At 65.9% G+C, this 24,401-nt stretch carries 22 protein-coding genes, 4 tRNA genes and 1 riboswitch; of the genes, 10 read left to right on the top strand and 16 right to left on the bottom strand.

Going from position 1 to position 24,401, the window contains the following annotated elements; genetic code table 11:
• The first annotated feature begins 147 nt into the window (after positions 1-147).
• The 4 genes from H3O04_RS06340 (at position 148) to H3O04_RS06325 (ending at position 4,454) form a co-directional block, all read left to right on the top strand.
• Positions 148-1,071 (top strand): YicC/YloC family endoribonuclease, encoded by a 924-nt coding sequence (locus H3O04_RS06340; RefSeq protein ID WP_012328100.1) that lies wholly within the window; start codon positions 148-150, stop codon positions 1,069-1,071.
• A 7-nt stretch (positions 1,072-1,078) separates the two neighbouring features.
• Entirely contained in the window at positions 1,079-1,762 is a 684-nt protein-coding gene (gmk, locus tag H3O04_RS06335; protein WP_124591693.1) for a guanylate kinase, read from the top strand.
• A gap of 58 nt (positions 1,763-1,820) precedes the next feature.
• The gene (gene rpoZ, locus H3O04_RS06330; RefSeq protein ID WP_006025620.1) at positions 1,821-2,024 is read left to right on the top strand and encodes a DNA-directed RNA polymerase subunit omega; all 204 of its coding nucleotides are present in this window, start codon (positions 1,821-1,823) and stop codon (positions 2,022-2,024) included.
• Between the two features lie 63 nt (positions 2,025-2,087).
• A complete protein-coding gene (locus tag H3O04_RS06325; protein ID WP_006476619.1) occupies positions 2,088-4,454 on the top strand; it encodes a RelA/SpoT family protein in 2,367 nt (788 codons plus the stop codon).
• Positions 4,455-4,644: 190 nt separating this feature from the next.
• On the opposite strand, the gene H3O04_RS06320 is transcribed toward H3O04_RS06325, so the two are convergent.
• The 3 genes from H3O04_RS06320 to H3O04_RS06310 all read right to left on the bottom strand — a co-directional run bounded on the left by H3O04_RS06320 (position 4,645) and on the right by H3O04_RS06310 (position 5,002).
• Positions 4,645-4,721: transfer RNA gene (locus H3O04_RS06320), tRNA-Arg, on the bottom strand.
• Positions 4,722-4,782: 61 nt separating this feature from the next.
• Positions 4,783-4,859, bottom strand: a tRNA-Arg gene (locus tag H3O04_RS06315).
• A gap of 66 nt (positions 4,860-4,925) precedes the next feature.
• A tRNA-Arg gene (locus H3O04_RS06310) sits at positions 4,926-5,002 on the bottom strand.
• Between the two features lie 129 nt (positions 5,003-5,131).
• Between H3O04_RS06310 and greB the strand changes: the two genes are divergently transcribed.
• Positions 5,132-5,692, top strand: coding sequence for a transcription elongation factor GreB (gene greB, locus H3O04_RS06305; RefSeq protein ID WP_124591692.1), 561 nt, complete (start codon positions 5,132-5,134; stop codon positions 5,690-5,692).
• An 87-nt stretch (positions 5,693-5,779) separates the two neighbouring features.
• Here the strand turns inward: greB and H3O04_RS06300 are convergent, their stop codons facing one another.
• Positions 5,780-6,931, bottom strand: coding sequence for a porin (locus H3O04_RS06300; protein WP_012328103.1), 1,152 nt, complete (start codon positions 6,929-6,931; stop codon positions 5,780-5,782).
• A gap of 502 nt (positions 6,932-7,433) precedes the next feature.
• Complete coding sequence (locus tag H3O04_RS06295; RefSeq protein WP_023475190.1) at positions 7,434-7,700, bottom strand: hypothetical protein; 267 nt, start codon at positions 7,698-7,700, stop codon at positions 7,434-7,436.
• 393 nt (positions 7,701-8,093) lie between these two features.
• Here H3O04_RS06295 and H3O04_RS06290 point away from each other — a divergent pair, with 393 nt between their 5' ends.
• Together H3O04_RS06290 and H3O04_RS06285 are read left to right on the top strand one after the other, a co-directional pair.
• The gene (locus tag H3O04_RS06290; protein WP_006476615.1) at positions 8,094-8,297 is read left to right on the top strand and encodes a cold-shock protein; all 204 of its coding nucleotides are present in this window, start codon (positions 8,094-8,096) and stop codon (positions 8,295-8,297) included.
• A gap of 141 nt (positions 8,298-8,438) precedes the next feature.
• Positions 8,439-9,566, top strand: a complete 1,128-nt coding sequence (locus tag H3O04_RS06285; RefSeq protein ID WP_023475189.1) for an exonuclease domain-containing protein — start codon at positions 8,439-8,441, stop codon at positions 9,564-9,566.
• A gap of 33 nt (positions 9,567-9,599) precedes the next feature.
• On the opposite strand, the gene H3O04_RS06280 is transcribed toward H3O04_RS06285, so the two are convergent.
• Positions 9,600-10,193, bottom strand: coding sequence for a chorismate mutase (locus H3O04_RS06280; protein ID WP_202587345.1), 594 nt, complete (start codon positions 10,191-10,193; stop codon positions 9,600-9,602).
• 223 nt (positions 10,194-10,416) lie between these two features.
• Positions 10,417-10,563: a hypothetical protein gene (locus tag H3O04_RS06275; protein ID WP_006476612.1), complete on the bottom strand. Its 147-nt coding sequence runs from the start codon at positions 10,561-10,563 to the stop codon at positions 10,417-10,419.
• Between the two features lie 197 nt (positions 10,564-10,760).
• Between H3O04_RS06275 and H3O04_RS06270 the strand changes: the two genes are divergently transcribed.
• The gene (locus H3O04_RS06270; RefSeq protein ID WP_043886776.1) at positions 10,761-11,150 is read left to right on the top strand and encodes a DUF2946 domain-containing protein; all 390 of its coding nucleotides are present in this window, start codon (positions 10,761-10,763) and stop codon (positions 11,148-11,150) included.
• Between the two features lie 128 nt (positions 11,151-11,278).
• Positions 11,279-13,639: a TonB-dependent receptor gene (locus H3O04_RS06265; protein WP_202587344.1), complete on the top strand. Its 2,361-nt coding sequence runs from the start codon at positions 11,279-11,281 to the stop codon at positions 13,637-13,639.
• A 229-nt stretch (positions 13,640-13,868) separates the two neighbouring features.
• Here H3O04_RS06265 and H3O04_RS06255 read toward each other — a convergent pair whose 3' ends face one another.
• From H3O04_RS06255 to pepN, 4 genes are all read right to left on the bottom strand, one after another.
• Positions 13,869-14,123, bottom strand: coding sequence for a GlsB/YeaQ/YmgE family stress response membrane protein (locus H3O04_RS06255; protein WP_006476609.1), 255 nt, complete (start codon positions 14,121-14,123; stop codon positions 13,869-13,871).
• 621 nt (positions 14,124-14,744) lie between these two features.
• A tRNA-Thr gene (locus tag H3O04_RS06250) sits at positions 14,745-14,820 on the bottom strand.
• A gap of 206 nt (positions 14,821-15,026) precedes the next feature.
• A complete protein-coding gene (locus H3O04_RS06245; RefSeq protein WP_012328107.1) occupies positions 15,027-16,040 on the bottom strand; it encodes a class 1 fructose-bisphosphatase in 1,014 nt (337 codons plus the stop codon).
• 282 nt (positions 16,041-16,322) lie between these two features.
• Complete coding sequence (pepN, locus tag H3O04_RS06240) at positions 16,323-19,016, bottom strand: aminopeptidase N (RefSeq protein WP_202587343.1); 2,694 nt, start codon at positions 19,014-19,016, stop codon at positions 16,323-16,325.
• A 187-nt stretch (positions 19,017-19,203) separates the two neighbouring features.
• Here pepN and H3O04_RS06235 point away from each other — a divergent pair, with 187 nt between their 5' ends.
• Positions 19,204-19,914 (top strand): DUF4136 domain-containing protein, encoded by a 711-nt coding sequence (locus tag H3O04_RS06235; protein WP_202587342.1) that lies wholly within the window; start codon positions 19,204-19,206, stop codon positions 19,912-19,914.
• A 54-nt stretch (positions 19,915-19,968) separates the two neighbouring features.
• Here H3O04_RS06235 and H3O04_RS06230 read toward each other — a convergent pair whose 3' ends face one another.
• The 5 genes from H3O04_RS06230 to xdhC all read right to left on the bottom strand — a co-directional run.
• Complete coding sequence (locus H3O04_RS06230) at positions 19,969-20,541, bottom strand: TMEM165/GDT1 family protein (protein WP_011544859.1); 573 nt, start codon at positions 20,539-20,541, stop codon at positions 19,969-19,971.
• A 94-nt stretch (positions 20,542-20,635) separates the two neighbouring features.
• Positions 20,636-20,757, bottom strand: a riboswitch (yybP-ykoY riboswitch).
• A 136-nt stretch (positions 20,758-20,893) separates the two neighbouring features.
• Positions 20,894-22,213, bottom strand: a complete 1,320-nt coding sequence (guaD, locus tag H3O04_RS06225) for a guanine deaminase (protein WP_124476233.1) — start codon at positions 22,211-22,213, stop codon at positions 20,894-20,896.
• A complete protein-coding gene (locus H3O04_RS06220; protein ID WP_202587341.1) occupies positions 22,210-22,572 on the bottom strand; it encodes a hypothetical protein in 363 nt (120 codons plus the stop codon). The genes guaD and H3O04_RS06220 overlap by 4 nt, the downstream gene beginning before the upstream one ends.
• Before the next feature lie 27 nt (positions 22,573-22,599).
• Positions 22,600-23,625, bottom strand: coding sequence for an adenosine deaminase (locus tag H3O04_RS06215; protein ID WP_006476603.1), 1,026 nt, complete (start codon positions 23,623-23,625; stop codon positions 22,600-22,602).
• A gap of 18 nt (positions 23,626-23,643) precedes the next feature.
• Positions 23,644-24,401, bottom strand: a 758-nt coding sequence (gene xdhC, locus H3O04_RS06210) for a xanthine dehydrogenase accessory protein XdhC (RefSeq protein ID WP_202587340.1), incomplete at its 5' end; no start/stop codon positions are given.

Genomic DNA, 24,401 nt, shown 5'->3' with positions numbered 1-24,401 from the left:
CCCGATTTTAGCGCCGAACGGCGGGCGTGCCCGGCGGGGTGGTCCGCAAAAATGGGATAATGCGCGCTTCCCGCCCCGCGCCTTCCGATGCGCCGGGCGCCTCGATGTATTCCCCGCCCGCGAGGGCACCAGACGGCGAGACGAACCATGATCTACAGCATGACGGGCTACGCGAGCGCGACGCGCGAACTTGCGACGGCTGCCGGCAACGGCGGCACCAGCGTGTCGGTCGAACTGCGCACCGTGAACTCGCGCTTCCTCGATCTCAATTTCCGGATGCCGGACGACGTGCGTGCGTGCGAACCCGCGCTGCGCGAAATGCTGATGAACAAGCTGTCGCGCGGCAAGGTCGACGTGCGGATCAACCTGCAGCGCGGCGAGCAGAGCATCGGCGCGGGCGCGCTGAACCAGTCGGCGCTCGGCCAGCTTGCCGAGCTGGAGCGCGCGGTGCTCGATTCGTTCCCGGGCGTCGGCCGCCTGCGCGCGGGTGAAGTCCTGCGCTGGCCCGGCGTGCTCGCCGAGAGCGGCGTGTCGGCCGAGGCGATCCGTGACGCGGTGCTTGCCTGCGGCAAGGAGGCGATCGGCGAGCTCGTCGTCGTGCGTTCGCGCGAAGGCGCGCAACTGGCGACGATGCTGCTGTCGAACGTCACCGAGATGGAGGCGATCGTCGCGCGCATCACGCCGCTCGTGCCGGAGCTGATCGCGAAGCATCAGCAGAAGATCGTCGAGCGGCTGCAGGAAGCGCTCGGCCTCGCGGCGCCCGAAGGCGGCTCGACGGTCGTCACGCGCGAGGAAGCCGCGGAGCGCATCCGTCAGGAAGTGACGATGTACGGAATCCGGATCGACATCGCGGAAGAGCTGTCGCGGCTCACCGCGCACCTGAATGAAACGCGTCACGTGATCGAGAAGGGCGGCCGCGTCGGCAAGCGTCTCGACTTCATGATGCAGGAACTGAATCGCGAAGCGAACACGCTCGGCTCGAAGGCGGCGGCGAAGGAACTCGCCGACGCGTCGATGGCGCTGAAGCTGCTGATCGAGCAGATGCGCGAGCAAGTGCAAAACCTGGAGTAACAGCAACATGACCGACCCTAACCGCGACGGCCACGCGTCGCATTCGCTGCATGGCGGCGTCTATCCCGGTAACCTGTTCATGGTCGTCGCGCCGTCGGGCGCCGGCAAGTCGACGCTCGTGAATGCGCTGCTGTCGAAGGACCGCGACATCTGCCTGTCGATCTCGTACACGACGCGCAAGCCGCGCCCGGGCGAGCAGGACGGCCAGCACTACCACTTCACGACCGTCGAGGATTTCCGCGCGCGTCACGCGGCGCACGAATTCCTCGAGAGCGCGGAAGTGCACGGCAACTACTACGGCACGTCGCGCGTCTGGATCGAAGAGCAGATGAGGAACGGCCACGACGTGCTGCTCGAAATCGACTGGCAGGGTGCGTTGCAGGTGAAGAAGCAGTTCCGCAACGCGGTCGGCATCTTCATCCTGCCGCCGTCGCTCGATGCGCTCGAAGAGCGCCTGAAGAAGCGCGGCCAGGACGAACCGAACGTGATCACGCGGCGCCTGCTGGCCGCCGGCAGCGAGATCGCGCACGCGTCGGAAGCGGAATACGTGGTGATCAACGAGAATTTCGAGCGTGCGCTCGCGGAACTCGAATGCATCGTCGCGGCGACGCGCCTGCGTTTTGCTTCGCAGTACGCGCGACACACGGAGCTGTTCATCGACCTCGGCGTCCATCTGCCCCACGCGGAATGACGCGGGGCACGAGGGACATAAGGTAGAATAAGGACTATATTCAGAAGGAATTACCAACATGGCTCGCATTACCGTCGAAGACTGCCTGAAGCAAATCCCGAACCGCTTCGAACTGGCGCTCGCCGCCACCTACCGCGCGCGGCAGCTCGCGCAAGGCCATACGCCGAAAATCGAAAGCCGCGACAAGCCGACCGTCGTCGCGCTGCGCGAAATCGCCGCCGGCCAGGTCGGCGTCGAGATGCTGAAGAAGGTGCCGGTGTAACGCGCATCCGGCCCGTTCCAGCCATGTAGTCCACGCGCGCAACGACTCGACCTGGAGGCGAATATGAGCACCACCCCATCGTCCGCCTCCGCGGATTCGACCACCGAAGCCACGGCCCAGTCGCCTGCGCGCCAGTACATCGACGCGGTCCTCGAACAGTCCTTCCGGCATCTGTTCGGGCCGACCGCCACACCGGAGCAGCCGCGCAAGCACGGCGTCGTTTCGATCGCGAAACTGACGGCCGCGCTTGCCGAGTATCTCGCTCCGGACGAAATCAAAGAGGTCAAGGCGGCGTTCCACTTCAGCGACGAAGCCCACCTCGGTCAATATCGCCAGAGCGGCGAGCCCTACATCACCCATCCCGTCGCCGTCGCGGAAATCTGCGCCGGCTGGAAGCTCGACGCGCAGGCCGTGATGGCCGCGTTGCTGCACGACGTGATGGAAGACCAGGGCGTGACCAAGAACGAGCTGGCCGAGCGATTCGGCCCGAAGGTCGCCGAGCTGGTCGACGGCCTGTCGAAGCTCGACAAGATGGAATTCCGCAGCCGCGAGGAAGCGCAGGCGGAAAACTTCCGCAAGATGCTGCTCGCGATGGCGCGCGACGTGCGCGTCATTCTCGTCAAGCTCGCCGATCGCCTGCACAACATGCGCACGCTCGGCGCGGTGCCGATGGAAAAACGCCGCCGCGTCGCGCGGGAAACGCTCGACATCTATGCGCCGATCGCGCACCGGCTCGGGTTGAACAACACGTATCGCGAGCTGCAGGACATGAGCTTCGCGAACTTCAACCCGCATCGCTACGCGACGCTCGAGAAGGCGGTGAAGGCCGCGCGCGGCAATCGCCGCGAAGTGATCAGCAAGATCCTCGAGGCCGCGCAGCGCGCGATGGCCGACGCGAAGATCGACGCCGAGATCACCGGCCGCGAGAAAACCATCTACAGCGTCTATCGCAAGATGCGCGACAAGCAGCTGTCGTTCTCGCAGGTGCTCGACGTGTACGGCTTCCGTGTCGTCGTCGACAGCCCGCTCGACTGCTACACGTGCATCGGCGCGTTGCACGCGCTGTACAAGCCGGTGCCCGGCAAGTTCAAGGATTACATCGCGATCCCGAAGATCAACGGCTATCAGTCGTTGCACACGACGCTCGTCGGCCCGTTCGGCGCGCCGATCGAGTTCCAGGTGCGTACGCGCAAGATGCACGAGATCGCCGAGGCGGGGGTCGCCGCGCACTGGCTATACAAGAACGGCAGCGCGGATCTCAGCGACGTGCAGAAGCGCGCGCATCAGTGGCTGAAGTCGCTGCTCGACATCCAGAGCGAAGCGGGCGATTCGAGCGAATTCCTCGAGCACGTGAAGATCGACCTGTTCCCCGACGCGGTCTACGTGTTCACGCCGAAGTCGAAGATCATGGCGCTGCCGCGCGGCGCGACGGCGCTCGATTTCGCGTATTCGATCCACAGCGATCTCGGCAACCAGTGCGTGGCCGTGAAGATCAACAACGAACTGCTGCCGCTGCGCACCGAATTGAAGAGCGGCGACATCGTCGAGGTGATCACCGCGCCGTATTCGAAGCCGAACCCTGCATGGCTCGGCTTCGTGCGCACCGGCAAGGCACGCTCGGCGATCCGTCACTATCTGAAGACGATGCGCCTGAACGAGTCCGTGCAGCTGGGCGAGCGGCTCGTCGACCAGAGCCTGAAGGGCTATGGTCTCGCGCTGGCCGATGTCGAGCCGGAAGTGTGGGAGAAGCTCGTGCAGTGGACGGGCAACAAGAGCCGTCAGGAAATCTTCGCGGACATCGGCCTCGGCCGTCGCGTCGCCGCGGTGATGGCCAAGCGCATCGAGGTGCTGATGAGCGGCCGCGACGCGGACGACGATCTGCCGAAGTCCGAGCGGCATCCCGCGCATCATGCGCCGCCGGTCGTGATTACCGGCACCGAAGGGATGTCCGTGCAGTTGTCCGCATGCTGCCGGCCGATCCCGGGCGACGCGATCATGGGTTACATCGGCATCGGTCTGGGCATGGCGATTCATACGACGGACTGCCGTGTCGCGCAGCGCATCCATCGCCGCGATCCGGGCCGCTGGATCGACGTCGAATGGGCGCCGCAGCCGGGCCGCCTGTTCGATGTCGCGGTGAAGGCGTTGGTGAAGAACACGAAGGGCATCTTTGCGCGCGTCGCGGCGGACATCACGTCGGCCGACGCGAACATCGTCCATATCGCGATGGACGAGGATCTGACGCACGAATCGACGGTGCTGCGCTTCGTGATCCAGGTCAGCGACCGCGTGCATCTCGCGAACGTGATGCGGCGCGTGAGAACCAATCCCGACGTGATGCGGATCATGCGCGAGCGCTCGACCGACGACGGTGCGCATGCGCGCCATGACGGCGGCATGCGTATCGAGCGCGAGCGGCAGGACTACTGACGCTCACGTGCCCTGGCGGGTGGATTCGATGCTCGACGGACGGCGGCCAATGGCCGCCGTTTTCATTGACGCGGCCGAAAGGGCGCGTGACGTTGCCGGCGCGTTGCCGAAGGCGTGCGGGCGATGGTGCGAGTGAGGAGGGCGGGCGCAAAAAGAAAAAGGGCTTTCCCGAAGGAAAGCCCTTTTAAGGTGGCGCGGCTGGCAGGATTCGAACCCACGACCCCTTGGTTCGTAGCCAAGTACTCTATCCAACTGAGCTACAGCCGCACGCAAAACGGTACTGCTTCAACTGTCGGAACCTTCTGCGATGGGAAGGCCCCCAAAAAAGTGGCGCGGCTGGCAGGATTCGAACCCACGACCCCTTGGTTCGTAGCCAAGTACTCTATCCAACTGAGCTACAGCCGCACGCAACAACAAACTTCTACTGCTTCGAACTGAAAGGGCCTTCGGTTCGGAAGGCCCTCGAAAAAGTGGCGCGGCTGGCAGGATTCGAACCCACGACCCCTTGGTTCGTAGCCAAGTACTCTATCCAACTGAGCTACAGCCGCACGCAGAAGCGGAAGTATAGCAGAGTCGTATAAAAAGGGAAGCCTTATTCGCGAATTTGGTGCCATGGCCTTGGCCGGCCGCCCTTCGTGTACCCTTGGGGGATCAGTCATCCACGTTGAATCTGCATCATGAACAAGGCGTTTGTCAAAGAGTCGGACGGTGACGACGATCTCGACCAGGCTCAACCCGCGATTCCCGCGGGTGCGAAAAACTACATCACGCCGGCGGGCCACAAGCGGCTGCGGGACGAGCTGCTGAACCTGATCGACGTCGAGCGCCCCGAGGTCGTGCGGCTCGTGTCGTGGGCCGCATCGAACGGCGACCGGTCGGAGAACGGCGACTACATCTACGGCAAGCGGCGGCTTCGGGAGATCGATCGCCGCATCCGCTTCCTGACGAAGCGACTCGACCTCGCCGAAGTCGTCGACGCGAGCCGGCAGGAGAATGTCGACCAGGTGTTCTTCGGCGCGACGGTCGATTACGAGACGCCGGACGGCGAGGATCACACGGTGACGATCGTCGGGATCGACGAGGTCGACCTCGATCGCGGCTGCGTCAGCTGGATTTCGCCCGTCGCGCGTGCGCTGATCAAGGCGAAGATCGGCGACACCGTCACGCTGATGACGCCGGCCGGCCCGCAGCCGATCGACATACTCGACGTCCGGTATCCGGGGCGGGGCGACGCCTGAGCGTATCGGTCCGATGCAGCCAAGTAAAAGCGCCCCGACGGGGCGCTTTTTTATTCGCGTGTACGTTGCGTTGGCGTTGCCGGTTGCTCAGAAGCGATGGCGCAGGCCGGCGGTCACCGCGATCTGCTTGTTGGTCGACGAAGCGCCACCGAGGCCATTGACATAGGCGCCGATGCCCAGGCCGTCCGTGCTGACTCGCTGATACACGCCTTGCACATACACGTCGGTCCGCTTGGACAGCGCATAGTCGGTCTGCAGGTTGAACTGATTCCAGCCCGGATGACGGCCGTCCAGGAAGCCGGCGGTGTACGTGTACGACCCGGCCAGCGACAAGGCCGGCGTGAGCGCGTAGCGCGCGTTCACTTCGTAGTTGTTGAAGCGGGCGAACGTGCCGTCGAGACCTAGGCCGCTCGACACGCCCGAGGCACCCGCGGAGATGCCGAGCGCCCGGTTCACACGCGTTTGCGTGAATACGAAGCCGGCCGTTGCGGGGCCGAACGTGTAGTTCAGGCCGCCGCCGAACACGCGCTGACGCTTGCCGACGAACGTGTTGTCGCCTGCCACCGCGCCGGCGCTGTTGGTGACCGCAGCTGCCGTGAGCCCCGAGATGTCATTGTTCAACTGCAGGTAGCCGGCGCCGATGTTGAAGCCGGCGTAGGTATACGACACCCCCGCGCTGTATGCACGGTTGTTCGAGAACTGGTTGCTGTTCGAGAAGCCGTACAACGCGCCGAACTTCAGGCCGCCGAAATTGACGCTCGTATATTTGACGGAGTTATTGATCCGGAACGAATTGTTCAGGTTGTCGTTGTCGAACGGGTGGGCAAATTGAGTGCCGCCGAATTGCGTGCCGGTCAGCGACAGCGGCCCGATGTAATCGACGACGCTATCGTATTGGCGACCGAGGGTGACGGAGCCAAACTGGTCTTGCGACAGGCCGACGAACGCCTGGCGGCCGAACTCGCGGCCATTTTGGCCCAGCGTGCCGTTGGCGATGTTGAAGCCGTTCTCCAACACGAAGATTGCTTTCAGTCCGCCGCCGAGATCTTCCGTGCCGCGCAGGCCCCAGCGGCTGCCGTTGATCTGGCCGCTGCGTTCCGACCATGAGCTATGCCCGCCCTGATTGTTCGTGTAGGTGATGCCTGCATCGATCAGGCCGTACAGCGTAACGCTGCTTTGAGCATGGGCTGCGGTAACGAATACACCCGACAACGCGGTGACGATCAGGGTTTTTTTCATGGATCTGTCTCCAAACAGGATGATGTCGATCGAACCTGCGGTGGACTGGCCGTGTTTTGCTTGACGCTGTAGCCGGCCCGGCAGAGCGGCGGTGCGCTTATCAGAAAGCCATCCGCAGTGTACGGAGGGTGCGAAGCGGGGGCGGCTCACGCTTTAAGAAATAGTGTATTTTGGAATCCGCAAAAATTGAAAAACTCGCGGAAACCATTACCTGGTAAGGGTTTGCGGCAGTGCGGCGAAGGGAAATAGCAATCAGGACTGCGTAACGGGTGTTGCGCGATTGCGACAGACGGTCAGCAGCGGACAGGAGCGGCTATAGCGCGATTATTGACACATCGGCAATAGAGGTTTGTGTGGAGCATGGATAATGAAAGGTGGTTCTCTCGCTATACTGCGATCTCTGCTTTCCGAAGCAGACTTTTTCGTTGACGGAAAAGATCTCCAAACCTTTGTCGGCGCGACTTCCCAGTCGCGCTTTTTTTTGCCCCGCTGCCCGCTGCGCTTACCGCGTGTACGAGCGGCGCTTGCGCTTGCCCGCGGGCGTGGCATCTTCTGCTTCGACCGGCGGCGGTGTGTAGGTCCAGTCTTCCATCACGTAGTGACGGGCATCCAGGGGCGATGCGAGCAGGTTCTGCCAGTGATCGCCGTGCCACGTCATATCGAATTCGGTGTCGCACGGCGCTTCGCGCGCGGACTCGGCCAGGGCGCGGGACTTGCGACGTACGCGTCCGAGCCGGCTCGCGAAGCGCTTGATTCCGTCCAGCCACATGACCCTCTCCTTCCTTTCGGCGTTGATTCAGGATCGCAACGTCCCCGGATTTCCGCAACCCGGAAAAAACCCGAGGATTTTACCGGGTCGATTTGTCCCCGGTAGTAATTTCACGGACTGCATTATTAGCGATCCGGTCCCGGTAATATTGACAGGTTTTTGATGCGAACCAATTAATCAAAGGCGATGGTGTACCGATTCCAGTGGTATTAGCGTCTTTTCGATAAAAGAGCCGCCAAAAATTTTCTTGACGCACCCGGATTGTCCAATTTATAAAGTCAGCACTCCGTCCTCGGGCGGCGTGCTGGTGCGGGTGCCGGCACAATGTTTCGGGATTTCGGGTAACGGCTATAAAAATAGCTTTTTTGATCTTATCGAGTGGGGAACGAAGACATGGATACCGGTATCGTGAAATGGTTTAACGATGCTAAAGGCTTTGGTTTTATTACGTCGGACAATGGCGGTGAAGATTTGTTTGCGCACTTTTCCGAAATCCGGATGGACGGCTTCAAGACGCTGAAGGAAAACCAGCGTGTCTCGTTCGACGTCAAAGTCGGGCCGAAAGGCAAGCAGGCAGCGAATATCCAGGCGGTCTGACGCGCCACGCATTGCCGATCACGTCCGGCCCCCGCATCGCGGGGGCTTTTTGCTTTCCGGGGACGGAACGACCCCGTCCGGGCTGGTCGCGAGTGCGCATGCCGGTGCATACTCACGGAAGCATCGTTTCCCAGTCTTTTCATGTCCGCTTCCCGTCCGTCCGATCCCGCCAGCGAACAGCCGCTCGTCTTCGTCGACCTTGAAACCACCGGCGGCTCGCTCGCCGATCACCGCATCACCGAAATCGGCGTGGTCGAAATCGGGCCGCTCGGCGTATCGACGTGGACGAGCCTCGTCAATCCGGGGCAGGCGATTCCGCCGTTCATCCAGCAACTGACTGGCATTTCGGACGCGATGGTGCGTGACGCGCCGACGTTCGCGTCGCTCGCGCCGGCACTGTTCGAGCGGCTCGACGGCAAGCTGTTCGTCGCGCACAACGCGAGCTTCGACCGCGGCTTCCTGCGCGCTGAATTCGAGCGCGCCGGGCTGGCCTTCAATCCCGATGTGCTCTGTACGGTGCGGCTGTCGCGCGCGCTGTTTCCGCGCGAATCGCGGCATGGGCTGGATGCGCTGATCGAACGGCATGGGCTCGTTCCGGCCGCGCGCCATCGCGCGCTGGCCGATGCCGACCTGCTCTGGCAGTTCTGGCGCCAGTTGCACGACATCGTGCCGCTCGAGCGGCTGCGCGAGCAGATCGCGCGGACGACGCGTCATTTCCGTCTGGGCGGCGATCTCACCGAGGCCTGGCTGGATACCGCGCCGGCAGGGTGCGGCGCGTATGCGCTGTTCGGGGAGCGTGACGAAGCGCTGTATGTCGGCCGCAGTGTGCGCGTGCGGCAGCGGCTGCGTGCGCTGCTGACCGGCGAGCGCCGCTCGTCGAAGGAAATGCGGCTCGCGCAGCAGGTGCGGCGCGTCGAATGGCGCGAGACCGGCAACGAGCTCGGGGCGATGCTCGCCGAAGCGCAATGGATCGCGCGGTTGCGCCCGTCGTACAACCGGCGCCCCGCAGCCGACGCCGTCCGCGCGGGCGGGGCGCCCTGGCCGTTCGAAGGCGCCGTCGCGTTCGAGGCGAGCGGAGAGCGCCGCCTGTTTCACGTGATCGACGGCTGGTGCTATCTCGGTTCGGCGGAGTCGCTCGATGCGGCGGCGCGGCTCGTGGCCGACGCGACGGACGGCACGTTCGAACCGTTCACCCATCGCCTGCTGCAGACACATCTCGCGCGCGGCCTGCAGGTGATTCCGCTCGTGGCGCTCACGCCGGCGGATTGAGCGCCGCGACGGGCCTTCGTCACTGCACCCGCGTCAGCCGATCGCGCTGGCTCCGCCGGCGGAGCAGACGTGCGACAGCGCGGTATCGAGTGCCTGCGTCTGCGTGGAATCGTAGCGCGTGAGCGTCTTCCAGTTCGCGATGCTGCGCGCGAGCCGCGCCTGGCAATCGGGCGCCTCGCGAAGCGGGGCAACCTGCGCGAGACCAGAGAGCATCTTCTGCGTCAGCCGGTCGAGTGCCGGCCGCGTGCTGGTGGCGAGATCGGGCGGCGCGCCTTCCGGTGGCCGCGTCGTGCGCCAGGTCGCGAACAGTGCGTTCTGCACGTCCTTGCTTGCCGTGATCTGATCCTCGAAGAACGTTCGGGCGAACGCGGGATCGACGCCGGCCTGGCCGGCACGTTTTTCGACCTCGGTGAGCAGGGCCGCTTCGCGCGGCCGGTCCTCGATGGCCTTGTGATTCGCCCATTTCCATCGCGCCACGGGTTCGGCGAGCCCGAGGCGCTGCGACGCGAGCGCAACGACGTTGGTGAGGGCGGTGTCGTCGCCGTCTGCACGGGCGGTATGCGGCGACGAAAGGAGCGTGACGCCGAGCGCGGCGACAGCGAGGCTGGCACGAATGGCTTGCTTCATCGGAACGATCGGGAGAGCCGGGCGGGCCGGACGTGGAAAACCAGAAGAATAGACGAAGACAGTCGCGCGGCGTAGCGTCGCGACAGGAGAATCAGCAGGCGTGCTGATCCGGCACCGTCAGGCTGTTGCGGCCCGGGTGCGAGGCGAATTGCGCGCGAAGCGCACGGAGGAACCGCACGATAGCGAGGATCGACACGCGGCGGTTACAGAACCGGACTGACGTTCACTTCGGCGCGTACAGCTTGTGCTGCTCGTCGAAGAATGCCCGAACGTGTTCAGGCAATTCGGCGAGGAATTCCACGCCGACGGGTTCCGGATCCGGGCTCATCACTTGCTCGGGCGGTGGCATGCGAGTTGGTCTTTCGTCCATGGTCGTTTCTCCAGCAGGTTCAATGATTATCAACCTCGCGCTCGAATTTATGCCAGCGGCGAATCGTTAGATTTTGTCTCTGTTGTATTAACGGCACATGCGCTCCGACGCGAAGTGCGATGCCCGGTATTGCCGCTTCGCGATCGGCAACAATCGGGCCGCTTGTTATACTTGCGCGCACTTTTTCCTGGACCGCGATGAGACGAACGACGCGATGGATTGGCCTCGTATGGCTGGCGCTGGTACTGAACGTACTGTCGCCCGTCGTCGGCTACGCGCGTCTCGCGTCGAGCGGCTCCGGCACCCTCACGCTCGAGTTGTGCAGTGCAGCGGGCGCGCGTCAGGTCGTGCTCGCGCAAGCGGGCGACGACCGCGACACGTCGTCGCTCGACCATGCCGGCGTCCCGCATTGCGTGTACTGCCCCGGCTTCGCGGCCAACGTCGCGCTCGGCACGAGCCTGCCCGCGCTTCCGGGCTTCGTGCGCACGTTCGCGTATCGGGTGGCCGCGCCGGTCGTTTCCGATGTGCCCCGCAAGGGCATCCGTCTCGCGCAGCCGCGCGCCCCGCCTGAAAACGTTCCGGTCTGATTGATGTCGTCCGCGCGCCCCGGTGGCGCGCGAGCCGCCCGCGGCCCCGGTCCGCGCGTCGCGCCGTTCGTGCGCGGCTTGCGCCCCTGTGTCCGGCGGCGTCCGCTCACGTTTTCAGGAACTCACTCATGTCGTTCACCTTTGCCGCGCGGCCCTCGCGCGGCCGGCTCGCGCTCGCCTGCGCGGCCGCTTTCGCATGGCCCGCCGCTTACGCGACTTCGACCGACGATGTACGCGCCGAGGCCACCCGCGGCGGTGGCGTCGATCGTCCCGCCGCCGCGCCGGCTGCCGCTGGTGTCGCGGCAGCGTCCGCACCGGCCGGCGATACGCTGACCGCCGTCAGCGTGACCGCGCAGCGTCAACCGGTCGACCCGGATACGCCGGCCGTCGTCACGTCGATCACGCGCGAGCAGATCGATGCGCACACCAACGTCACCACCGAGGACGCGCTGAAGTACGCGCCGAACCTGATGGTCCGCAAGCGCTATATCGGTGACCGCAACAGCATATTCGCGGGTCGCGACTTCAACGAACTACAGAGCGCGCGCGGGCTGGTCTATGCCGACGGCGTGCTGCTGTCGAACCTGCTCGGTTCGAGCTATGCATACCCGCCGCGCTGGTCGCTGATTCCGCCCGACGACATCGCGCGCGTCGACGTACTCTATGGCCCCTTTTCCGCGCTCTATCCGGGCAACGCGATCGGCTCCACCGTGCTGCTCACCACGCGCCGCCCGGAACAACTCGAGGCGTCGCTGTCGACGCAGTTCTTTACGCAGCGCTACCACGACGGCTACGGCTTTGCCGACAGCTTCGGCGGCAATCACCAGACCGCGCGGATCGCGAACCGCGTCGGCCGGTTCTGGTTCGCGCTGTCGCTCGACCGGCTGGAAAACAACGGCCAGCCGATGCAGTACGCGAGCCCCAATTCGGCCTACAACCCGAAACTGGGCGCCGCCGTGCCGGTGACGGGCGCCGCGACCGACATCGGCCCCAACGGCAAGCCGCGGACCATCGTCGGCGCGCAGACGATCGAGCGGACCGAGCAGCTCAACGAGACGGTCCGGATGGGCTATGCGTTCAGCGATCACGTCGATGCGACGCTGACGCTCGGGCATTGGGAGAACCATTACCGGCAGCACGGCGAGACCTTCATGCGAGATGCGACGGGCAATCCCGTCTACGGCGGCAACGTGTCGATCGGCGGCCAGAACATGACGGTCGCGCCGAATGCGTTCGCGCCGCAGCGCGGCGACCAGGAGAACTGGCTGTACGCGCTCGGGTTGAACGGCCGGCTCGATTCCGGCTGGCGGCTGTCAGGCGTCGTGTCGGCGTACGACGTGTCGCGCGACGTGCTCCGCGCGGCCTCGACCGTGCAGGGTGGGGCGGGCACGCTGTTCCAGGGCGACGGCACCGGCTGGCGCACGCTCGACCTGAAGGCCGAGGCGCCGGCAGTGAAAGGTCATACGTTCACGTTCGGCTATCACTACGACAACTACTTCCTGCGCAACGTCACGTACAACACGGCCGACTGGCTGGCCGGCCCGACCACGTCGCTCGCGAGCGTCTATCGCGGCGACACGCGCACGCAGGCGCTGTTCGGGCAGGACGCGTGGCGTTTCGCGCCGCGCTGGCTCGCGACGCTCGGGCTGCGCTACGAGCGCTGGGATGCGTATGGCGGCGCGCTCGGCAATGCGCGCGGCACGCTCGGCTATGCGGACCGCGGCGCGAACGCGCTGTCGCCGAAAGTCGCGCTGCAGTGGGACGCGACGGAGGTCTGGCGCTTCCGGCTGTCGTTCGCGACCGGCACGCGCTTCCCGACGGTCGGCGAATTGTTCCAGGGCACGATTTCGAACAACGCGATCGTCAACAACAACCCGAACCTGCGGCCGGAGAAGGCGATCGACTGGGACTTCACGGCCGAACGCGACGTGGGCGTCGGCGTCGTGCGCGCCAGCGTGTTCCAGGGCGATCTGCGCGACTCGATCTACAGCCAGACGACGGTGTCGGGCGCGACCACCGTCACCAACATCTCGAACGTCGATCGCGTGCGCGTGCGTGGCGTCGAACTCGCGTTCAGCGGCGAGAACGTCGGGGTGCGCGGGCTCGATCTCGACGCGAACGTATCGGCGAGCAACGCGCAGATCCTCGCCGATGCCGCGAACCCGGCCTACGTCGGTTCGCGTTTCCCGCGCATTCCTCGCATGCGCGCGAACCTGCTCGCGTCGTATCGCTTCGACGAGCACTGGCTCACGAGCGTCGGCGTGCGCTACTCGGGCCGCCAGTTCAACACGCTCGACAACAGCGACGTGAATCCGGACGTCTACGGCGGCACGAGTTCGTTCACGGTCGTCGATCTGAAGGCGCGCTACCGCTTCGATCGTCACTGGACCGCGTCGGCCGGCATCGACAACGTGACGGACCGCCGCTACTACACGTTCCACCCGTATCCGGGCCGCACGTTCTATGGAGAACTGAAATGGTCGCTGTGAAATCGAGGCCGCGGGCGGCGCTCGTTGCGGGATGGCGAGGGGCGATGTCGCGCCCCGTGTGGATCGGGCGCGATGGCGTGCACGAAGCGCGCAGCGGATTGCCGAAGGCCGGCGTACTCGACCGCGGGTTGCGGCACGCGAAGCGCTGACGGAGCCGGTGGCGCGCGGCGAAGCGGCCGCGCGCCGCGCCGGATGCGAAAACGCGCCCGAAGGCGCGTGGAGAGAAACGTCAGGCCGCTCGCCTGAATAGCCGGATCACGAACAGCAGGATCACCGCGCCGATGACTGCGACGATCACCGAGCCGATGAAGCCGCTGCCGATGCTGATGCCGAGCAGCCCGGCAAGCCAGCCGCCGATCACCGCACCGACGATCCCGACGATGATGTCGACGATCAGCCCGAAGCCGCCGCCCTTCACGAGCAAGCCGGCAAGCCAACCGGCGATCGCGCCGATGATGAGCCACATAATCAAGCCATGAGTCATGGTGGTCCTCTCCTTGGGTTGAGTCGAAATGACCGGGCACCGGCTGTCGCACGCCGCAAGCGGGTTGAAAGCGGCATGCGGCCGTCGCGCCGCCCACGCAATGTAACGCGATAGACGGGTCAGGATCGTTAAGTAATGTTATGCACCCTTAAGCAGATTTTCCAGGGGATTTGTCTGGGTACGGCACACTCGTGTGCGCGCGATGCAGGGTGAGCAGGAGATCGAGTGTGACGGCCATGTCGCCTGCGTGTGCGTCGTGCCGCGGGGGCGAGCACGGGCAGTCGGGCTGCACGAGATAGAGGATGCCGTTGCATTCACGTCGAGCAGCCGGCCTTCGTCGTCATGGCCGCGGGAGGTCGTGCCGCCGCGTACCGCGAGGGGCGGCCGATACGATCGATGGGCGTGAATGGGGGAAATGTCGTGCGGAGGTGTCGGCGGGGTTGCGCAGACAATGTGCCGCCACGATGATCGCGACGGACAACGTGCGCATGCGGTTGCCGAACGGGGACGCGAAGATCGTGGACTGTGTGATGGGACAGTGTGTCGCCGAGGGACTGCAGGATTTCGGCGCCGGAAAAGAGAAAAGGCCTGACAAGCATCGCTTGTCAGGCCTTTATATCTTGGTGCCGGAGATAGGAGTCGAACCTACGACCTTCGCATTACGAATGCGCTGCTCTACCAACTGAGCTACACCGGCAGCAGAGAAATGAAATTATATGGTGAAATCCGCGATCTTGGCAATAGGTTTTGCGAAATTTTTTCAGCTTGCTGCGGCTGCTTTGCGAAACCTTCGATCCGGCGGACTTTCCGCTTTCACTTCACTGCGACGCGACCCGTTAGGGCCACATCGCGAAGGCGCGATTGTACTGATGTCTCGCACCCTCGTCCAGTGCTGCAGTGCAATTATTTTGCTTCGTCGTGATAGCCGGTCACGCGCTCGACTTCGTTCTTCGAACCGAGGAACACGGGCACGCGCTGGTGCAGGCCAGTGGGCTGCACTTCCATGATGCGCTGCGTGCCGGTCGTCGCCGCGCCGCCCGCCTGTTCGACGATGAACGACATCGGGTTTGCTTCGTACATCAGACGCAGCTTGCCCGGACGATCGGGCGTGCGCTTGTCGGCCGGGTACATGAAGATGCCGCCGCGATTCAGGATCCGGTGCACGTCGGCCACCATCGACGCGATCCAGCGCATGTTGAAGTTGTCGCCGCGCGGGCCGTCCTTGCCGGCGTTCAGCTCGTCGACGTAGCGCTTGACCGGGTCGTACCAGTGGCGTGCGTTCGATGCGTTGATCGCGTATTCGCGCGTGTCGGCCGGGATCTGCATGTTGCTCTGCGTGAGCACCCACGAGCCGACTTCGCGGTCGAGCGTGAAGCAGTTCACGCCGTTGCCGGTCGTCAGCACGAACACCGTCTGCGGGCCGTACACGGCATAACCCGCGGCGACCTGCTCCGTGCCGGGCTGCAGGAACGATTCCTCGGTCGCCTGCTTGCCGTCCGGGCAGCGCAGCACCGAGAAGATCGTGCCGATCGACACGTTCACGTCGATGTTCGACGAGCCGTCGAGCGGATCGAACACGAGCAGGTATTCGCCGCGCGGGTAGTTCGCCGGGATCGGGAAGAACGTTTCCATTTCTTCCGATGCCATCGCGGCGAGGTTGCCGCCCCATTCGTTCGCGTCGAGCAGGATCTCGTTCGACAGGATGTCGAGCTTCTTCTGCACTTCGCCCTGGACGTTCTCGCTGCCGGCGGTGCCGAGCGCGTCGCCGAGCGCACCCTTCGACACGTTGTAGCTGATCGCCTTGCACGCGCGGGCGACGACTTCGATCAGCAGGCGCAGGTCGGCGGGGAGGTTGTTGGTCTCACGTTGCTGTTCGATCAGGAACTTCGACAGCGTGGTGCGGCGGGCAATGGACATGACAGACTCCGAAAGGCCAAAGAATCCTTGAATGGCCGCAATTTTACCCGTCGCGCCTTCGGTGCCGCCGGCTTTTTTCGTCCGGTTACATGGCCCGGCCACCGAATCGGCGCGGTATCGGGCGGCGACGCCGGGCGGAGCGCGCTTCGTCGAGCAGGCCGTCCGAGCGGTCCGACCCCGCGATTGGGTGCGGTTACAGCCGTGCTCGTGCAATAAAAAAGCCGGCGCCGCGGGAAGCGGCACCGGCTCGAGCGTGCGAACGCGACAGGCCGAACGTGCGAGTTACGCGAGCGCCTTCTCGACGATCTCGCGCACGTCACGCGATTTCGCGCCGGCGGCGACCTGTTCGAGCGCGTCGCGCATCCGGTCGCGCAGCGCCGGCGTGAAGCGGCGCCACAGTTCGAGCGAGCGTGCGAGGCGTGCCGCGACCTGCGGGTTGATCGCGTCGAGCGCGAGCACCTGTTCGGCCCAGAACGCGTAGCCCGAACCGTCCGCCGCGTGGAATTGAGCCGGATTCGCCGCGCAGAAGCTGAAGATCAGCGAACGCGCGCGGTTCGGGTTCTTCAGATTGAACGCGGGGTGGGCGAGCAGCTTGCGCACCTTCGCGAGCGTCGGCTGCGCGGGCGTGCCGCGTTGCGCCGCCTGCATCGCGAACCACTTGTCGATCACGAGCGCTTCCTTCTCGAAGCGACGGTAGAAGTCGTCGAGCGCCTTCTCGGCCGGTTCGTTCGCGCCCGCCGCGGCCGCGGACAGCAGCGCGCCGAGCGCCGCCGCGCGATCGGTCATGTTGTTCGCCGCGTCGTACTGGGCGGTGGCGAGGCGCACGGCATCGGCCGGATCCTCGAGTTCGGCGAGATACGCGAGCGCGAGGTTCTTCAGCGCGCGGCGGCCCGAGGCTTCCGGCGTCGGCTCGTAGGCGCCGGGCGTCTGGTGCTGCTCGTACGCGGCGAGCCAGTCGGCGCGCAGCGCGGTCGCGAGCTCGCGACGCACGAACTGGCGCGCGCGATGCACGGCGGCCGGATCGGCCTCGGCCATCTGGTCGGCGAGATAGGTTTCCGACGGCAGCGTCAGCGCGAGTTCGCGGAATGCCGGCGACAGGCTTTCATCGGTCAGCACGCGGCGGAACGCGGCGACGAAGTTCTCGCCGAGCGTGAGCGGCGCGTTGGCGGCGGCACGCGCGGCGAGCGTCAGCAGCGCGCGCGTCGCGAGGCGCTGGCCGGCCTCCCAGCGGTTGAACGGATCGCTGTCGTGCGCGAGCAGGAACGCGAGATCGTCGTCGCTGTAGTCGTACTCGACGATCACCGGCGACGAGAAGTTGCGCAGCAGCGACGGCAGCGGCGCTTCCGGCACGTCGACGAACGTGAAAGTCTGCTCGGTGTCGGTGAATTCGAGCACGCGCGTCGTGCCCGAGGCGGCGGCTTCGCCGTCCAGACGCAGCGGCAGGTCGCGGCCGTCGCGGCCGATCAGGCCGATCGCGAACGGGATCAGCAGCGGCCCTTGCTGCGTTTCGCGCGCGGCCGGCGACGCGTCGCCGTAGCCTTGCGCGAGGGTGACCGTGTAGCGGCGCGCGGCCGCATCGTACGCGGTGCGCACCGACACGCGCGGCGTGCCGGCCTGGCTGTACCAGCGCTCGAACTGTGCGAGGTCGCGCCCGTTCGCGTCGGCCATCGCGTGGCGGAAGTCGTCGCAGGTCACCGCATGGCCGTCGTGGCGCTTGAAGTAGAGATCCATCCCCTTGCGGAAGCCGTCGCGGCCGAACAGCGTCTGGTACATCCGCACGACTTCCGAGCCTTTCTCGTAGACGGTCATCGTGTAGAAGTTGTTGATCTCGACGTAGCTCTCCGGGCGCACCGGGTGCGCCATCGGGCCGGCGTCCTCGGCGAACTGCAACTGGCGCAGCACGCGCACGTCCTCGATGCGCTTGACCGCACGGGCCGCCGATTCGACGTCGTCGCCCGCGGCCATGTCGGCCGAGAACTCCTGGTCGCGGAACACCGTCAGGCCTTCCTTCAGGCTCAACTGGAACCAGTCGCGGCAGGTCACGCGGTTGCCGGTCCAGTTGTGGAAGTACTCGTGGCCGACCACCGACTCGATGTTCGCGAAATCGGTGTCGGTCGCGGTCTCGGGGTTCGCCAGCACGTACTTCGTGTTGAAGATGTTGAGCCCCTTGTTCTCCATCGCGCCCATGTTGAAGTCGCCGACCGCGACGATCATGAAGCGGTCGAGATCGAGCTCGAGGCCGAAGCGCTTTTCGTCCCAGCGGATCGAGTGGATCAGCGAATCCATCGCGTGTCGCGTCTTGTCGAGATCGGCCGGTTCGACCCACACCTGCAGCAGCTTTTCCTTGCCGGAGCCGGTCGTGATCGTTTCCTCGATCGCGACGAGCTTGCCCGCGACCAGCGCGAACAGATAGCTCGGCTTGCGGAACGGGTCTTCCCATTTCGCGAAGTGGCGGCCGTCGGGCAGGTCGCCCGAATCGACGAGGTTGCCGTTCGACAGCAGCACCGGGTACGCGGCCTTGTCGGCGCGCAGCGTGACGGTGTACGACGCCATCACGTCGGGGCGGTCGAGGAAGTAGGTGATGCGGCGAAAGCCTTCGGCTTCGCACTGCGTGAAGAAGTTGCCGCTCGACACGTACAGGCCCGACAGCGTCGTATTCTGGTCGGGTGCGCACGCGCTTTCGAGCGTCAGCTCGAACGCGTCGGGCACGTTCTCGACCGTCAGGCCGTGCTCGTGCGCGCGCACCGCGCCGTGCGGCGCGCCGTCCAGCCGCGCGCCGAGGAATTCGAGCGCCTCGCCCATCAGCTCCAGGTGCGGCGCGGGCGCGGCATCCGGATTGCGGCGCACGCGCATCGTATTCCTGACGATCGTGCGGGCCGGCGCGAGATCGAATTCGAGTGCGACGGAATCGATGAGGAAGGCCGGCGGCGTGTAGTCGGCGCGGCGGATCACGGTGGAGGAGGCGTTGTCGGACATGGTCGTCGAGATCGGTGGAGTGGGGGACGGGCCCGTTGCGCGGGCCAGGCGAACCGGGCCATTGTACAAAGGCTTGCGGCTGCGTGCCGGGCGAACTTTTTACCGCTTCCGGGAGTCCGCGTATTATCGGCATCCCGTTGTGCTTCGCGCGGTGCGACGAACGGGTGACGGATCGACGAGGATCAACATGAAACGCGAATGGATTTTTCGCGGTGCGGGCTGGGCGGCGGCGCTGTGCGTCGCGCTGCTGACGGGCTGCACCAGCTACGTGACCACCCAGGTCACGGCCTTCTCCGACTGGAGCGGCAGCGACGCGACCCGCACCTATGCGTTCACGCGCACGGATGCGCAGAAGAACAGCATCGAACAGTCGACCTACGAGCCGATCGTTGCGAACGAGTTGTCCGCGTATGCGTTCCGACAGGTGCCGCAGTCGCAGGCACGCTATCTCGTCGGGCTGACCTATGCGGTCGGCAGCGATCTCGTGACGGTGCCGCAGCCGGTCTACTATGACCCGTGGTTCATGGGACCCGGGCCGTACTGGCGGGGCGGGCCATGGAGTCCCTGGGGTCCGTGGGGCCCCTGGGGGCCGATGCCGGCCGGCTATGTCGCGCAGACCTACCAGGTGTTCGACTACACGCTGGGCATCCGCATCACCGAGCGTGCGACGGGCAAGGAGGTCTACAACGTGTCGGCGCGCACGACCGGCGACAACGGCACGCTGCTGTACGCGATGCCGTTCCTCGCGCGCAGCGCGCTCGCCGATTTCCCGTTGTCGAACGGCGCGGTCCGCACGGTCCGGCTGCCGGTCGACAAGCGCGGCGGGCCGGCGGCGCCGGCCGCCAACGAGCGCGCGGTGCCGGCAGCGCCCACCTCGGGCGCGGCCGTCGCGAAGTAGCGCGACGGCCAACTCGGCGCGGCTGTCCGGCCGCGCCAGCCACCTTCCTGTCTGTCAGACCCCGATACCCAGCAGCGCCAGCGCGCCGAGCACGACGAACAGCACGGCCGCGATCCCGTGCACGAGCTTGGTCGGCAGGCGGTGCGCGAAACGGTCGCCGAGCAGGATCGCCGGCACGTTCGCGAGCATCATCCCGAACGTCGTGCCGGCCACGACGCCGATGTAATCCTGGAAGCGCGCGGCCAGCGCGACGGTCGCGATCTGCGTCTTGTCGCCCATTTCCGCGAGGAAGAACGCGACCAGCGTCGCGCCGAACACGCCGAGCCGCGAGCGGGTCGCATTGGCTTCGTCCTCGTCGAGCTTGTCCGGCACCAGGATCCACAGCCCCATCGCGATGAACGAGAACGCGAGCGCCCAGCGCATGATCGACGGCGTGACGAGCACGCCCAGCCATTCACCGAGCGCGCCGGCGAAACCGTGGTTGACGAGCGTCGCGACGAGCACGCCAAGAATGATCGGCACCGGCTTGCGATAGCGCGCGGCCAGAACGAGGGAAAGCAGTTGGGTCTTGTCGCCGATTTCAGCGAGGGCGACGGCGCCGGTGGAGATCAGGAAGGCTTGAGACACGAATGGGGTTCCACGGGCCGTTGTTGTGCGTGCGAGCGACGATCCGCCGCGCGCCGGGCCCTGATGCGGCGCGCAGTGAACCATCGGTCTCGCCAGGCCAACGTGGCTGCGGCCGCCATGGCCGAACGGCCAAGTCTGTTGACGGACGCCTCCGTCACGATGCGCGCCGGGGGCACGGGACATCGAGCGGAGCGGCTACTCCCCAATGAGCGGCGAATTCTAGCATGGCCCGTTGCGCGCGGGAAAGCGGCCAGGCCGCCGTGCCGCGTACCGGAGGGTTTCGATTGCCGGCATGCACGGCGGCCAAGCGGCCGCGCATGCCGGACGGGCACCCGCGGGCAACCCGCGGACGTTACGCGGCGGCCGGGCGGCGCGCGGCGCCGCGCTCGTGCACGAGTTCGCCGGCTGCATAGGTGCGGTACACCGCGCGGTCGTCGCCGAGCAGCGCGAACGCGAACAGCAGTTCCTCGAGCGACTCCGCGCGCTTCGTGCGGCGCGCGAGCAGCGGCGTCGCCTGCGGATCGAGCACGACGAAGTCGGCTTCGGTGCGCGGCTTGAGCGTGCCGACCGTGTCGGCGAGATCGAGCGCCTGCGCGGCGCCGGCCGTCGCGAGCCAGAACATCCGCGTGGCGGTCAGGTGATGGCCCGACAGCCGCGCGACCTTGTGCGCCTCGTTCATCGTCTGCAGCATCGAGAACGACGTGCCGCCGCCGACGTCGGTCGCGAGCGTGACCGGCACGTCATGTTCGCCGGCCTTGTCGAAGTCGAACAGGCCGCTGCCGAGGAAGAAGTTGGATGTCGGGCAGTGCGCGACGACGGTGCGTGTCTCGGCCATCCGGCGGCGATCCTCGTCGTCGAGATGGATGCAGTGACCGTACACCGCGCGCGGACGCAGCAGCCCGTAGCGGTCGTAGATGTCGAGATAGCTGCGATGGCCGGGGAACAGCTCGGCCACCCATTTCACCTCGTCGACGTTTTCCGCGACGTGGCTTTGCACGAACACGTCCGGATGGCGGCGCGCGAGTTCGCCGCACGCTTCCAGCTGCGCTTCGGTCGACGTCGGCGCGAAGCGCGGCGTGAGCGCGTACATCTGGCGGCCCTTGCCATGCCAGCGGTCGATCAGCTCGGCGCTGTCGTCATAGCCCGATTGCGCGGTGTCGCGCAGGAACTCGGGGCAGTTGCGGTCCATCAGCACCTTTCCCGCGATCATCCGCAGGTTGCGCGCGTCGCTCGCCGCGAACAGCGCCTCGGCCGACTGCTTGTGCACCGTGCAGTAGACGAGTGCGCTCGTCGTGCCGCACGCGAGCAGTTCGTCGACGAAGAAGTCGGCGACTTCGCGCGCGTGCTCGGGGTCGCCGAACTGGCGCTCGGTCGGGAACGTGTACTGGTCGAGCCACGGCAACAGGCCGGGCGCCGGCGACGCGATCATGTCCGTCTGCGGATAGTGGATGTGCGTGTCGATGAAGCCGGGCACGATCAGCTTGTCGCGCAGGTCGTGGACCACCGCGTCGCGCGCAAGGGTCGCGGCGAGCGGCGCATACGGGCCGGCCGCGACGACCTTGCCGTCGTCGACGATCAGGAGCCCGTCGGTCTCGTAGTTCGCGGCCTGGCTGGATTGCGCCGGGTCGCCGTTGAAGGTCAGCAGCTGGGAACGGAAAGCGGTTTGCGTCATGACGAAGGGTCCTGCATCAAGGTAAGGCGAACAGAAGAAAGCGATTGACGCCGCACGGCGGCGGGATGGTGCTTCGCGAGCGGCGGCCGCACGCGGTGTGTGGCACGGCCGGAGGCGACGGCGCGGGCGAACGTGGCGGCCGAAGCCGCCAGCGAGTGGTTGCCCGCATACCTCGCAGCCGTTGCGCCTGCAGCCGATATGCCCGCATCCGGTACGACGGCGAACGGCACGGCAAGCCGCGACGGCCGGTACGTGCGGGCGACGACGGGCTGCGCCGTCGCTCTGCATGCACGCAGGCGCCCGGCCCGGCGCAAGGCCGAACGGGGAATCGCGAAGCGGATGCGGTTGCCGCGTTTCATCTGTCTAGCGTGCCTCGATGCGGGCCGTCACGCGGCCTGCCAGTACGCGTCGAGGCGCGCGTACAGTGCGTCGCGCTGCGCGGGTTCGATGAACGACGCCTCGAAGCCGTTGCGGATCACCGCATGGACTTCGGCATCCGTGAGCTGCAGCCCTTCGGCCGTCGCGAAGTAGTTTTCATTGACGTAGCCGCCGAAATAGGCCGGATCGTCGGAGTTGATCGTCACCGCCACGCCGCGATCGAGCAGCGCCTTCAGCGTGTGCTTCGCCATGTCGTCGAACACGCACAGCTTCAGGTTCGACAGCGGGCAGACGGTGAGCGCCGTGCGCGTTTTCGCGAGACGCTCGACGAGCGCCGCATCCTCGATGCTGCGCACGCCGTGGTCGATCCGGTCGACCTTCAGCACGTCGAGCGCTTCGTAGATGTAGGCGGGCGGGCCTTCCTCGCCCGCGTGCGCGACGAGCTTCAGCCCGAGTGCGCGCGCCTTTTCGAACACACGTGCGAACTTCGTCGGCGGATGGCCGAGCTCGGACGAATCGAGCCCCACGCCGATCAGGCGATGACGATAGCGCTCGAACAGCGGCAACGCGGATTCGAACGTCGCGAGCGCGTCCTCTTCGGACAGGTGGCGCAGGAAACACAGAATCAGCTTGCTCGACAGCCCGCGCGCTTCGGCATCGGCGAGTGCGCGCTCGATGCCCGCGACGACCGTCTCGATCGGCACGCCGCGCTCGGTGTGCGTCTGCGGGTCGAAGAACAGTTCGGTGTGGACGACGTTGTCGGCGAGCGCGCGCTCGCAGTACGCGGCCGTCATGTCGTAGAAATCCTGCTCGGTGAGCAGCACGCTCGCGCCGGCGTAGTAGATGTCGAGGAACGATTGCAGGTCGGTGAACGCGTACGCGGCGCGCAGCGCGTCGATCGAGTCGTACGCGAGCTTCACGCCGTTGCGCTGCGCGAGCGCGAAGATCAGCTCGGGCTCGAGCGAGCCTTCGATATGGATGTGCAGCTCCGCTTTCGGCGCACGGGCAATCTTGTCCTTGAATGTCGGGGTCATGGCGTCGTTCTTGGTCGGTCAGTAAGTAGGGGAGGCCTGCGCGGACGCATTCGCCTCGACGGCCTGCAGCAACTGCGCGGCCACCGAGATCGCGATTACTTCGGGCGCCTTGTCGATGATGCCTTCGACACCGATCGGGCAGCGCATCCGCGCGACCTGGGCCGGGTCGATGCCGATCGCGGCGAGGCGATGATCGAACTGCACGCGTTTCGTGCGCGAGCCGGTCATCCCGAAGTAGGCATAGTCGCCGCGTCGCAGGATGCGCTCGGCCAGCACGAAATCGAGTGCGTGGTCGTGCGTCATCACGACGAAGTAGGACTGCGGCGGCGCTGCGTCGACTGCGTCCGCCGGGGAAGCGGCCGCGTCGATCGCGAGGTTGCCGATGCCGGCGAGCGCGTCGGCCGGCGGGAACACCGCATCGGGCCCGTCGATCCAGCGCACGTGGCACGGCAGCGTCGCCAGCACCTTCACGAGCGCGGTGCCGATGTGCCCCGCGCCGAACAGCACGACGGGGAACGCATACGGCGCGATCGTTTCGGTCATCAGCGATACGCCGCCGGTTTCCCACAGCAGGCAGTCGGCGCGCGCGGCTTCCGATTCGGGCTCGCTCAACAGCGGCGCGCCCGGCGAGGGGCCGAATGATACGCTACGCACGGTCGCGGCGCCGGCCGCGACGCGCTTCGCGAGCGACATGATCCAGCCGAGGTCGCCGACGTCGAGCCGCTCGAACGCGAGCACCACGGCGCCGCCGCAGCACTGGCCGAGGCTCGGGCCGA

Source organism: Burkholderia sp. KCJ3K979, assembly GCF_016759955.1.
Lineage (GTDB): Bacteria > Pseudomonadota > Gammaproteobacteria > Burkholderiales > Burkholderiaceae > Burkholderia > Burkholderia orbicola.
The sequence above is the reverse complement of the archived record's forward strand: the minus strand, read 5'-3'. Positions and strand labels throughout refer to the sequence as shown.

Bases quoted from the DNA above. Each gene is read 5' to 3' on its own strand.
- H3O04_RS06275 (WP_006476612.1), bottom strand. From the start codon at position 10,563: ATGGACGAAAGACCAACTCGCATGCCACCGCCCGAGCAAGTGATGAGC.
- H3O04_RS06295 (WP_023475190.1), bottom strand. From the start codon at position 7,700: ATGTGGCTGGACGGAATCAAGCGCTTCGCGAGCCGGCTCGGACGCGTA.
- H3O04_RS06265 (WP_202587344.1), top strand. From the start codon at position 11,279: ATGTCGTTCACCTTTGCCGCGCGGCCCTCGCGCGGCCGGCTCGCGCTC.
- H3O04_RS06270 (WP_043886776.1), top strand. From the start codon at position 10,761: ATGAGACGAACGACGCGATGGATTGGCCTCGTATGGCTGGCGCTGGTA.
- H3O04_RS06255 (WP_006476609.1), bottom strand. From the start codon at position 14,123: ATGACTCATGGCTTGATTATGTGGCTCATCATCGGCGCGATCGCCGGT.
- H3O04_RS06220 (WP_202587341.1), bottom strand. From the start codon at position 22,572: ATGAAACGCGGCAACCGCATCCGCTTCGCGATTCCCCGTTCGGCCTTG.
- H3O04_RS06235 (WP_202587342.1), top strand. From the start codon at position 19,204: ATGAAACGCGAATGGATTTTTCGCGGTGCGGGCTGGGCGGCGGCGCTG.
- H3O04_RS06245 (WP_012328107.1), bottom strand. From the start codon at position 16,040: ATGTCCATTGCCCGCCGCACCACGCTGTCGAAGTTCCTGATCGAACAG.
- H3O04_RS06280 (WP_202587345.1), bottom strand. From the start codon at position 10,193: ATGAAGCAAGCCATTCGTGCCAGCCTCGCTGTCGCCGCGCTCGGCGTC.
- greB (WP_124591692.1), top strand. From the start codon at position 5,132: ATGAACAAGGCGTTTGTCAAAGAGTCGGACGGTGACGACGATCTCGAC.
- H3O04_RS06285 (WP_023475189.1), top strand. From the start codon at position 8,439: ATGTCCGCTTCCCGTCCGTCCGATCCCGCCAGCGAACAGCCGCTCGTC.
- gmk (WP_124591693.1), top strand. From the start codon at position 1,079: ATGACCGACCCTAACCGCGACGGCCACGCGTCGCATTCGCTGCATGGC.
- guaD (WP_124476233.1), bottom strand. From the start codon at position 22,213: ATGACGCAAACCGCTTTCCGTTCCCAGCTGCTGACCTTCAACGGCGAC.
- H3O04_RS06215 (WP_006476603.1), bottom strand. From the start codon at position 23,625: ATGACCCCGACATTCAAGGACAAGATTGCCCGTGCGCCGAAAGCGGAG.
- H3O04_RS06340 (WP_012328100.1), top strand. From the start codon at position 148: ATGATCTACAGCATGACGGGCTACGCGAGCGCGACGCGCGAACTTGCG.
- rpoZ (WP_006025620.1), top strand. From the start codon at position 1,821: ATGGCTCGCATTACCGTCGAAGACTGCCTGAAGCAAATCCCGAACCGC.
- H3O04_RS06300 (WP_012328103.1), bottom strand. From the start codon at position 6,931: ATGAAAAAAACCCTGATCGTCACCGCGTTGTCGGGTGTATTCGTTACC.
- H3O04_RS06325 (WP_006476619.1), top strand. From the start codon at position 2,088: ATGAGCACCACCCCATCGTCCGCCTCCGCGGATTCGACCACCGAAGCC.
- pepN (WP_202587343.1), bottom strand. From the start codon at position 19,016: ATGTCCGACAACGCCTCCTCCACCGTGATCCGCCGCGCCGACTACACG.
- H3O04_RS06290 (WP_006476615.1), top strand. From the start codon at position 8,094: ATGGATACCGGTATCGTGAAATGGTTTAACGATGCTAAAGGCTTTGGT.